The 9,118-nt window shown below is 42.5% G+C and carries 10 protein-coding genes; 3 read left to right on the top strand and 7 right to left on the bottom strand.

Annotation, left to right across the window (positions count from 1 at the left end; genetic code table 11):
* Positions 1-99 precede the first annotated feature (99 nt).
* From AB1L08_RS20115 to AB1L08_RS20125, 3 genes are all read left to right on the top strand, one after another.
* A complete protein-coding gene (locus AB1L08_RS20115; RefSeq protein WP_413066411.1) occupies positions 100-870 on the top strand; it encodes a tripartite tricarboxylate transporter permease in 771 nt (256 codons plus the stop codon).
* 1 nt (position 871) lies between these two features.
* Positions 872-1,330: a tripartite tricarboxylate transporter TctB family protein gene (locus tag AB1L08_RS20120; protein WP_413066412.1), complete on the top strand. Its 459-nt coding sequence runs from the start codon at positions 872-874 to the stop codon at positions 1,328-1,330.
* A 61-nt stretch (positions 1,331-1,391) separates the two neighbouring features.
* A complete protein-coding gene (locus tag AB1L08_RS20125) occupies positions 1,392-2,666 on the top strand; it encodes an ArgE/DapE family deacylase (protein WP_413066413.1) in 1,275 nt (424 codons plus the stop codon).
* 240 nt (positions 2,667-2,906) lie between these two features.
* Here the strand turns inward: AB1L08_RS20125 and AB1L08_RS20130 are convergent, their stop codons facing one another.
* From AB1L08_RS20130 to AB1L08_RS20160, 7 genes are all read right to left on the bottom strand, one after another.
* Positions 2,907-3,614, bottom strand: coding sequence for an ABC transporter permease (locus AB1L08_RS20130; protein WP_413066414.1), 708 nt, complete (start codon positions 3,612-3,614; stop codon positions 2,907-2,909).
* Entirely contained in the window at positions 3,611-4,459 is an 849-nt protein-coding gene (locus tag AB1L08_RS20135; RefSeq protein ID WP_413066415.1) for an ABC transporter ATP-binding protein, read from the bottom strand. The genes AB1L08_RS20130 and AB1L08_RS20135 overlap by 4 nt, the downstream gene beginning before the upstream one ends.
* 243 nt (positions 4,460-4,702) lie before the next feature.
* Positions 4,703-5,731 (bottom strand): LytTR family transcriptional regulator DNA-binding domain-containing protein, encoded by a 1,029-nt coding sequence (locus tag AB1L08_RS20140; RefSeq protein WP_413066416.1) that lies wholly within the window; start codon positions 5,729-5,731, stop codon positions 4,703-4,705.
* Positions 5,732-5,848: 117 nt separating this feature from the next.
* Positions 5,849-6,235 carry an ectoine synthase gene (locus tag AB1L08_RS20145; protein ID WP_413066417.1) on the bottom strand — a complete coding sequence of 129 codons (387 nt, stop codon included), beginning with the start codon at positions 6,233-6,235 and terminating at the stop codon, positions 5,849-5,851.
* Between the two features lie 17 nt (positions 6,236-6,252).
* A complete protein-coding gene (gene ectB / locus AB1L08_RS20150; protein WP_413066418.1) occupies positions 6,253-7,533 on the bottom strand; it encodes a diaminobutyrate--2-oxoglutarate transaminase in 1,281 nt (426 codons plus the stop codon).
* A gap of 23 nt (positions 7,534-7,556) precedes the next feature.
* Positions 7,557-8,147 carry a diaminobutyrate acetyltransferase gene (gene ectA / locus AB1L08_RS20155; protein WP_413066419.1) on the bottom strand — a complete coding sequence of 197 codons (591 nt, stop codon included), beginning with the start codon at positions 8,145-8,147 and terminating at the stop codon, positions 7,557-7,559.
* A gap of 363 nt (positions 8,148-8,510) precedes the next feature.
* Positions 8,511-8,636, bottom strand: a complete 126-nt coding sequence (locus tag AB1L08_RS20160; RefSeq protein WP_412928377.1) for a small acid-soluble spore protein P — start codon at positions 8,634-8,636, stop codon at positions 8,511-8,513.
* Positions 8,637-9,118 lie beyond the last annotated feature (482 nt).

Genomic DNA, 9,118 nt, shown 5'->3' on the forward strand with positions numbered 1-9,118 from the left:
GGTAAATTTTTACATCTGTGGATAAGTGCATTTTCTGTTTTAAGGACTAAAAAACATAAATTTACTCCTCAAAGCTGAGCCAGAAGCATTTTTCTCTACATGATTAAAAAACCCGTTTTTTTCATCCGTTCATCAATTATCGGCATTATTACCGGGATTATTCCGGGAGCTGGCGGGAATGTGGCCGCGTTGCTGTCTTATGATGCTGCAGTTCGATTTTCCAAAGACAAAAAATCGTTTGGCAAGGGAAATATTGACGGAGTGATGGCGGCTGAAACCTCCAATAACGCAGAGGTTGGAGGATCATTGGTTCCGCTGTTGTCACTTGGGATTCCTGGAGCACCGCCGGCCGCCATCATGCTAGGCGCACTCATGATGCAAGGAATTACACCCGGGCCGAATCTGATGAAAGACCATCCGGGGCTCGTCTATGCTTTTTTAATCTCATTTATTTTGGCAAACGTGATCATGCTGTTTTTTGGTTTGCTCGGTTCGCAAACGATAGGGAAGGTGCTCTCTCTGCCCGTCTGGTATCTTGCCCCTTCTATTATCTTTTTGACGGTTGTAGGCACCTATACAATCAGAAACAGTTTGTTGGATGTCGCCATGCTTATTGGTTTTGGCCTGGCAGCTTATGTGTTGAAAAATGCCGGTTTTCACCCGGCCCCGATTGTACTCGGGCTGATATTGGGTCCAATCGCCGAAAGGGGATTGATCCAGTCCATTCTGCTTGGAAAAGCGTCTGGAAGCATTTGGACATTGTTTTTTTCCAGGCCTGTTACAGTTGTATTGATCATTTTATGCATCATTTCTATAGCAGGTGCGATGGTGTCAGGCATTTTTAAATCGAAAGTGAAGGAAGGTGTTTGAAATGATCAGGCGAAACATAACCTATGATCTTTTTTTCGCGCTGTTCCTCGTTCTTTTATCGTTGGCCGCCGTATGGAAAACGAAGGGGCTAAATGAAATGAGCTACCTTTTTCCGCGTACAGTCGGACTCGTTTTACTGTGTTTAAGCATGATTTATTTGGCCGCCGTTTTTGTAAAAAATGGAGATCGAAAGCTGTTCGAACATATCCATAAACGTCAACTTTTAGTTATTAGCCTGGGTATGATCGGATATGTCGCGCTTATCGGTTTGCTGGGTTTTTTACCGGCCAGCATCATCTATCTCTCGTCATTTACATGGTATTTAATGATGGATGAGGAGAAGCCCGGCAATATAAAAGTGTTTTACTCTGCCTGGAGTGCGATGGCTGTCAGCGTGTTTTTCTTTGTGTTATTCCGGTATATTTTTAATGTTCCCTTGCCCATGGGCATTTTTGGCTGAATTGGAGCAGAGGTTGTTCTATAATAGTATTGGACATCTTTAGAAAGAGGGGTAACTGTTGATGATCGACCTCAAAAAACAGGTTCAAGACTATATAGAAGAACATAAACAGGAATTAATCGAAGCCATTGTGAAAGCGGTACAAATTCCGAGCGTGATTGGCAATGAACAGGCCATGCAGGAATACATGAAGAAGAAATATGAAGAGATTGGCTTGAAGGTCGTTGAGGTGCAGCCAGAGTATGAAAAAATTCGGGAACATCCAGCCTTTAGCAGCTCCGGGCTGTCTTTTGAAGGAAGGAAAAATGTAGTCGGTATCTGGGAAGGCACGGCAAAAGGCGCGCCTTCTTTAGCGTTAAACGGTCATATGGATGTTGTTTCTCCAGAGCCTGTAGAAAAATGGACGAAAGATCCGTGGGGCGGAGAAATGGAAGGAAATAAATTGTACGGCAGGGGTTCCGGCGACATGAAAGCGGGGTTGATGGCCAATTGGTTTGCGTTAAAGGCTTTATTGGATCTTGGTCTCAGGCCCAAAGGACAGGTTCAGCTTCAAAGCGTCATTGAAGAAGAAGCGGGAGGAGCCGGCGGTACGCTTTCTTTGTTGGAAGCAGGGTATGTAACAGACGGTTTTATTGCAACTGAACCCCACGCTTTAAGGCTTACTGTGGCCCACGCCGGCGTCATGTATTTTCGGGTGAGAGTGCTTGGAAAAACGGCGCATGCCGGGATGGCGCATTTGGGCGTGAATGCGATCAGCAAAATGTATAAAGTATACAACGCCTTGGAAATGTTGGCTGAAAAAAGAGCGAAAGAAGTTTATTTTGAACTGTTTCATAAAGGATCCGGCCAATCCGTTCATTTGAATCTTGGTACCTTAAAGGGGGGAGACTGGGCTTCCAATGTGCCGGGTGAAGCAGTCCTTGAATGCAGAATCGGATTTATTCCATCGGAAACTCGTGCCGAGATGAAAGCACTTGTTGAAAAAACGGTTCAAAAGGCTGCTGAAGGAGACGAATGGCTTGAACAAAATCCGCCGCAAGTGGAATGGTACGGATGGACGACAGAAGCATGGAACCAAGATCCCGAACATCCTTATGTTCAGGCCTTTAAGCAAACGGCGGAAAAGGTTTTGGGACGTGAAGTGGAAATTGCTGGTCGGGCTGCCGGTAATGATGCAAGGTTTACTCAATATTACGATAAACCGGGTCTCGTATTTGGACCAAAGTGTTCAAATATGCATGGGCCCGACGAATATGTTGAAATTGACAGTGTTATAGACACAGCCAAAGTGTTTGCCGCGCATATCATTGATTGGTGCGGCGTGGAAGAAGATTGATTGACGAAGGGGCTGTCCGAAAAGTCCATTTTTCGACTTTTGGAAGTCCTTTTTCTGTTCAAAAATGCTGATATAACCACATTCTTAATTTTTGAGTTTTTTTAGGATTTTCCCTTTTTAGACAGCCCCTTGTAGAAATAGTTAAAGGAAAGTTTTAAAGACGAAAACCACGGCTGCTCCGAATGCCATTGCAATCATAAACCTTAGCGCCTGTTTCATCATGAATGTCTCCTCCGATTTTTAATCCACCATCCGCTTGCGAAAGACCACAACAGTCAGAGCGGAAATGACGATAATCCAAATAGCAATAACCCCTAAGTTTAAAAGGACATCTGCAAAGCCGGCGTTATTTTCCACGTTTTTCGCTATTTCAAGCAGCTGGACGTTTGGGAGATATTCGGCTGCTTTTAAAATGGGATACTTTTCAGCCAATGCGGTGACGAATGTTCCGAAGGAGAAAACGATCATGAAGGGAAGAATCAGAACGGAAGCTTCCATAACCGATTTTGCATACATGCCTAATAACGTCCCTAAGCCGAGATAAAAGAGCGCTGACAGAATGATTGCGGCACCCACAATTCCGATGTTCTTGGGGTGATAATCCAAAAGGAAAGCACTCAAAGCGATGGAAAAAATTGTAAAAAGAAAGGACAATAAGGTTTTTCCGCTTAAAATTTCTGCGGTGGATGCCGGTGACAGCATCAATCCTCTTAATGTATTCTTTTCTGTTTCTTCGGCAATCAGGCAGCATTGAACGAAGGCTGCAACCATGACGAATGTCATATTAAAAATCATGTACTTTGTTTCAATAGAATCGACACCCATACGGCCATAAAAGGCTGCAAGAATAGGCGATACAAATAAGACACTGGATACAGCAAAATTTCGTGAAAAGTCCTTGTAGTCCTTTATGAATATTGCACTTACACGTCTCCAAGAAAATGTCATGCCAATTTCCTCCCGGTCACTTGTATGAAAATATCTCCTAACGTTGGTTCATTTGAATGAATTCTTGCCACCTGGTCTGTTTTCATTAATTCAAACAGCTGCTGCGCACCCTCCGCACCTATCGGAATAACAATCTTCTGTTCATTTGACATCTCTACTGTTATTGTCTCATCGGCGTATTTCTTTTTCAGATTAACCGGCGTATCCAATAGCTGGATTTTCCCTTTATTTAAAAATGCAACGCGGTCACAAAGGGTGTCGGCTTCGTACATATCGTGTGTTGTTAAAAAGATTGTCGTTCCTTTGGCGTTGAGCGCCCGCAATCCTTCATATATATGGAGCGTATTTGTCGGGTCCAATGCCGAAGTCGGCTCATCCAGAAAAAGCAGCTCCGGTTCATGGAGCAGCGCACGCGCCAAAATGACCCGCTGTTTCATCCCTTTGGACAGTGCAGAAACTTTTTTGTTTTTATCATTGATCAGATTAACGGTTGCTAAAGCTTCCTCTATTCTTGACCGGGATACATCATATAAATCACAATAAAGCTTTAAATTATCGTTGATTGATAATCTTTCATACAAACCGCTATTGTCAGTCAATACGCCAAATCGTCTCCGGTAATCTGGTTGCTTCAATTTAGAGACAGTTTCTCCGAAAACCGTTGCCGAACCGGTTGTAGGGTTCATTTGACCCGTCAATATTTTTATTGTGGTTGTTTTGCCTGATCCGCTTGGACCTAAAAAGCCGAAGATTTCTCCTTTCTTCACTTGAAAGTCAACACCTTCAAGAGCGGGTTGATTGGAGAACGTTTTAACCAAATCCTTCACTTCGATAATATTTTCCATATCCCTTCACCTCTAAAAATGCAATGTCATCCGTTTGTTATATTCAGCTTACAGGGAAATCATGCACCAGGCATTAAAAAACGAATGAAAAGAGTTATATATAAGGTGAACGGAGCAAAAGGGATGTTGAATCAATCTGTTTTTACAAGTTTAATTAAGCTACAGAATATGAATAGTGTAAATGGATGGTTAAACAGAGAAAATATTCGACATATTTCCTGAGAAATAATCGAGATTTCTACATTATTTGAGCCCGAGCATTTCCATTAGTACAGCCATTTTTGATTTTGAAAGGGGAATTGTTGATTTATTGGTATCCTCCAAAACAAGGGTGTAACTGTTCCTTGTCCAAGTAATCACTTCCCGCACTTTTTGTAGGTTGACGATATAGGAACGGTGACAACGAAAAAAACCAAAAGGCAGCAACCGTTTTTCCAATTCCTGCAGAGTAAAGTCACTTGGGAATGATTCCCCTTTTATGTGCAATAAAGTTTGGCCTTCACTGCTTTCAATATAATCAATCTCCGGAGGGTTGAAGAGAACGATTTTATCCTTTATTTTAGTCGGAATTTTCTTGAATTGTAACGGCTGTATCATGTCGGTCGGTTTTTCTGCTTCGAGTTGGCCGCCGATGTTTTCTGAATCTCCGCTTTCTATTTGTATTCGGGTTAATCCGTTCCCGTCTAATGTATACACTTCATTACCGGCTGTAATGGCACTTTCCATATTGCCGGTTAAGATTAAAATACTTTTACCAGTGTCTCGAAGCTTATGAAGAACGGACAGGAGTATCCGTTTGGATTCCAAATCCAGGTTTTGATCCGGTTCCTCAAAAATGCAAACAGCAGGATTTTGCAGAAGCAGGCAAGCAAGCTGCACCCGCTTTTTCTCCGAATATGATAATTTAATGATCTTTGTGTTCCGCTTTCCTTCAAGGTGAACCGCTTTGATGACTTGTTCAAGGGTTTGATCAGATCCATATATTTTTTTGATAAAGCGAAGCATTTCTTCTATTGAAAGCCGCTCGTATAATCCGGTATTCAAAAATAGAAAGCCGATATCTTTAGAAGGATGCTTAAAATGGCAGTTATCAATCTGTATTTCTCCCTGCGAAAGCTGCGTTTTGCCGAGGAGCAGGCGAAGTATCTGTTCCCGGACATTTACACTTGAATAAACGGCGACAATTTGACCGGGATTTACTGACAAGTCAAATGAAGGGAAGATGAGCGTGTCATGTACCCTTTTCTCTGCGTTTATAAACTTTAACATCATGGCCGTTCCTCATTTCTGCAATCTATGTACATTCGCATTATAACAGTTAATCGACAGCCGGAGAAAAAAATAAAAATACCCAAGCCGATGAGCCGGCTTGGGCTGCATATTTGAATATCAATCTTCCATTAAAGGGTAAACACCGTCTTTGTCGTGTGTCTCCCTTCCGGTAAGCGGCGGATTGAAGACGCAGATCATTCTCATGTCTTTTGTCGCTCTTAAGTAATGCTCATCATTTTTGTCAAGTGCATACATTGTACCATCTTTCAACGGATACACTTTGCCGTCGGAAACGGTTTCGATTTCACCTTCTCCGCCGACACAATATACGGCTTCCAGATGATTTTTATACCAAATATGTGTTTCAGTTCCGGCATAAATAATGGTGTCGTGGTAAGAAAACCCCATGTTGTCATCTTTTAACAACAGGCGGCGGCTTACCCAATTGTCTGCCTTCACTTCGTTTTCTGTTCCGAGCACTTCTTCCAATGTTCGTACAATCATTTTTCCAACCCCTTTGTCTACCTATTTAGAACAGTCTTAATGCTATCCTCCACAATTTGGAAGCCTTTTTCAAGTCCCCCCTGGTCAATTGTCAATGGAGGCAAAAATTTAAATACTTCCCCTTCGGGTCCGGAGGTTTCCATTAGCAGCCCACGGTTAAAAGCCTCTTTACATATTTGCTCGGAGAATTCCGCTTTTTCGCATGCTGCACCTTGCATCAGGCCGCGGCCTCTTTTTTCTGCATTTAGCTCTGGATATTCGTGAATGATAAAGTCTACAAATGAACTCATCATTTCCGCTTTTTTGGAAATTTCTTTTGAAAACTTGTTTGTTTCCCAATAGGTTAACGCTTCAGCAGCTGCAATAAAAGCCATATTGTTTCCGCGGAACGTTCCGTTGTGCTCGCCAGGCTCCCAAATATCGTATTCCCTTTTAATCAGAGTCAGTGCCATCGGCAAACCGTAGCCTCCAATAGACTTCGACAAGCAGACGATATCCGGGGAGATCCCAGCGGGTTCAAAGCTAAAGAACGTTCCTGTCCTTCCGCATCCCGCCTGTACATCGTCAACGATCAACAATATACCGAATCTTCTGCATATTTTTTCGATGCTTCTGAGCCACTCATAGCTTGCTGCATTGATTCCCCCTTCGCCTTGAACCGTCTCAAGGATCATCGCTGCCGGCAGATCGAGTCCGCTGCCGCGATTTTCAAGAAAATGTTCGATATATTCGATGGAAGAACCGTTTTTAAGCGTGTTCTCATAAGGCATAAAAACAGTGTTTGAAAGAGGAATGCCGGCCCCGCTCCTTTTTGCCTCGTTGCCTGTTACTGAAAGAGAACCGATCGTCATTCCGTGAAAAGCATTGGTAAAACTGATCACGGTATTGCGTCCGGTTGCCTTCCGGGCGATCTTTAAGGCACATTCCACCGTGTTGGTGCCGGTGGGTCCGGGGAACATCACTTTATAATCGAGGTTCCGCGGTTTCAGGATGATGTCATAAAACCTTTGTAAAAATTCCCCTCTGGCAACAGTGGCCATATCCAGACTGTGCGCAATCAAGTCCTCTTCCAAATAATTGATGAGGAGCCGTTTCATTTTTTCATTGTTATGGCCGTAATTTAAAGCGCCGGCCCCTGCAAAAAAGTCGATATACTCTTTATCATTGACGTCCCATAACTTGTGTCCTTTTGCTTTTTTAAAAACAGCGGGAAAGCTTCTGCTGTAGCTTCTTACATTTGATTCAAGTCTGTTAAAAATGTCCAAGTCCATTTCAGGTTGACTCATTACGGTTGACATGAAGTACACATACCTCCAGTTATTTATTTCAGCGGTCCAATCCGATAGGCCATCTCGGCTTCATGTGAAGGATCGGGAAATTGGTCTTTCCCAAAACATTCGAATGTTTGATAGTCTGTTCCAAGCTTTTTCGCCAAGCCTTTGAATAAACGATTAGAAGCGATATTTGTTGGGGTCACCGTTGCTTCAATGAAGCGAACGTTTTGATGTTCAAGTCTTTTAAGGAGCTTCATCATCAATGCAGTGGCTAACCCTTTGCCTCTTTGCGTCTGATCGACAGCGACCTGCCAAATAAAAAGCGTGTCAGGGGAATCAGGCTGGAGAAATCCGGAAATGAATCCAACGATGCGGCCATCTTTTTCTGCAACAATGGATGTTTTATAAAAATATTTTCCCCACATGAGATAGCTGTATGATGAATTGATATCAAGGACTTTCGATTTTATTACAAGGTCAAACATATGGCTTCCGTCATCCGCAGTTGGTTCACGAAAATAAATCGTTTTAGCGATCCTTCCTTTGGTCCTGGGCTTTTCAATTACTTTGCCGATTGTTTGTTCACCCCCTTTGTTCGAGTTGTATACCATCATATCGGGAGCCGGGAGCAAAAGCAAAACGCCTCTGCCATGATATGAACGATTTATTCTTTATGAGCGTGAAACTGCCATACATTTTAGTATGTTTTCTTTCAATCTCTCCCGTATGGTCCAATTGAGAGCCTGAATGGAAAAAATATGAAGTCCCTGTTTTTCTATTTGCAAAAATAAATTGGTAAAGTAAATGTCGGGAAGCACGATCAAAATTCCCGCGTGTTATGGATGCTCTCCAAGTGTCCGATTTTCCATAAATGCTAACAGCCACGTTCTTTGGGGAGCGTGGCTGCTAAAAGTCCGGCAATTTCGGAAAATATTCCATGTTTCGGGAATACGTTTGAACAGTGTTATGGGATTTGAATCAACGATCAAAACGTCGATTTTTTACATACCGTGTCCGGGGTTTTTGTTTTGCCGCGAATGATTTTTATTTTTGACTTTATGTGAGCCGCTAAGCGGTTCAGGTTGGTTTGATTTTCTTTTCTGTTTTTTGCCGTCGCTTTTGCTCATGAGACTGCACCTCCCATTTTGATATCTTTCCCAAGCTTCGGATTTCTATCAGTAGAAGGAAAAAATCAGTCAATATCAGTTTATATGGGGGAGGAAATAGGAGGATATGCCAAGAATGCTGAGTATCCATCCTCTCAAGTTATCCTTATGTGACGAGAGGGCACATAATGGTGCATTAACATGGAAAATGAAGTTTGAACCGCTTTCTGGGTTCACGTAGACTATAATACATAGAGTTTTCCATTGGGAGTGCGGTTTGTGTTAGCTTCGCAATTTTAAACCAAGTAAACCGATGTATACAGATTGATTTCGATTTATAGTTTTGGAAAATTGAAAAAATAACCATAGGGGGATTATTAATGAGAAAATACTCTTTTCTGTTAATGGTATGTCTGCTTTTTCTCCTCAGTGCATGCGGATCCAATAACGCGTCTAAAGGTGGAGGGAAAGCGAAAAGCGACAAAGGCACCCTTGAACGAATC

Source organism: Siminovitchia jepli, from assembly GCF_047228825.1.
Lineage (GTDB): Bacteria > Bacillota > Bacilli > Bacillales > Bacillaceae_C > Siminovitchia.

Bases quoted from the DNA above. Each gene is read 5' to 3' on its own strand.
- AB1L08_RS20125 (WP_413066413.1), top strand. From the start codon at position 1,392: ATGATCGACCTCAAAAAACAGGTTCAAGACTATATAGAAGAACATAAA.
- ectB (WP_413066418.1), bottom strand. From the start codon at position 7,533: ATGTCAACCGTAATGAGTCAACCTGAAATGGACTTGGACATTTTTAAC.
- AB1L08_RS20140 (WP_413066416.1), bottom strand. From the start codon at position 5,731: ATGATGTTAAAGTTTATAAACGCAGAGAAAAGGGTACATGACACGCTC.
- AB1L08_RS20115 (WP_413066411.1), top strand. From the start codon at position 100: ATGATTAAAAAACCCGTTTTTTTCATCCGTTCATCAATTATCGGCATT.
- AB1L08_RS20160 (WP_412928377.1), bottom strand. From the start codon at position 8,636: ATGAGCAAAAGCGACGGCAAAAAACAGAAAAGAAAATCAAACCAACCT.
- AB1L08_RS20120 (WP_413066412.1), top strand. From the start codon at position 872: ATGATCAGGCGAAACATAACCTATGATCTTTTTTTCGCGCTGTTCCTC.
- AB1L08_RS20130 (WP_413066414.1), bottom strand. From the start codon at position 3,614: ATGACATTTTCTTGGAGACGTGTAAGTGCAATATTCATAAAGGACTAC.
- AB1L08_RS20135 (WP_413066415.1), bottom strand. From the start codon at position 4,459: ATGGAAAATATTATCGAAGTGAAGGATTTGGTTAAAACGTTCTCCAAT.
- AB1L08_RS20145 (WP_413066417.1), bottom strand. From the start codon at position 6,235: ATGATTGTACGAACATTGGAAGAAGTGCTCGGAACAGAAAACGAAGTG.